This is a genomic window from Marivita lacus (genome assembly GCF_014637725.1).
Classification (GTDB): domain Bacteria; phylum Pseudomonadota; class Alphaproteobacteria; order Rhodobacterales; family Rhodobacteraceae; genus Marivita; species Marivita lacus.
Genome location: NZ_BMFC01000062.1, coordinates 1 through 693, shown reverse-complemented (window position 1 = coordinate 693; position 693 = coordinate 1). Strand labels below are relative to the sequence as shown.

The window sequence follows — 693 nt, the reverse complement described above, 5'->3', positions numbered from 1 at the left end:
GGTGGGGCCGTGCCGCCAAAAGGGCGGTCATCGCGGACATAAGTCCAGAGCCGGGCCGTCTTCGTGCCACCTCGAGCGAGCAACGGGACTGTCGTGTCGTCGCCGTGCAATCGCTCGGCGGCCAGAACATGGTCCTCGATCAGGGCATGCAGCGGCTTGAGCAACTCGGTCACCGCGCCCACCTGGTCTGCGAGCGTGGAAAGGCTCAACTCCACGCCCTCGCGGGCATAGCGTTCGGCCTGGCGGTTCAACGGCTGGTGCTGGCCGAACTTCTCGAACACGATCATCGCGAGCAGGCTCGGACCCGCCCAGCCCCGGGGCGTCGGATGGAACGGCGCCGGCGGTTGGCTGATCTTCTCGCAATCGCGACACGTGAATTTCTCCCGGACGGTCTGGATCACCTTCCACTGCCGCGGCACCACCTCCAGCGTATCGGTGATGTCCTCACCCATCTTCACGATCCGGTCTGACCCGCAGCACTTGCAGGCCGCCGGGGCCTCGACCACCACCCGCTCGCGCGGCAGATGCTCGGGGAATGGCTTGCGGACGGGCTTGCGGCGATCGAATGCTCGAACCTTCGCCGTCTTTTCCGCCGCCTGCTCGGCGCGGATGACATCTTCGGCCGCGGCTGTTTCCAGTTCCTCGAGCTGCAACTCGAGCTGGTCGATCAGCCGGGCGGTGCGTTCGGCGCTG

Annotated in this window: 1 protein-coding gene; it reads right to left on the bottom strand. The window is 66.7% G+C overall.

The genetic code is table 11. The features are described from left to right. The coding region (gene tnpC / locus IEV82_RS23495; protein WP_188484506.1) for an IS66 family transposase at nt 1-693 on the bottom strand (693 nt) is incomplete at both ends.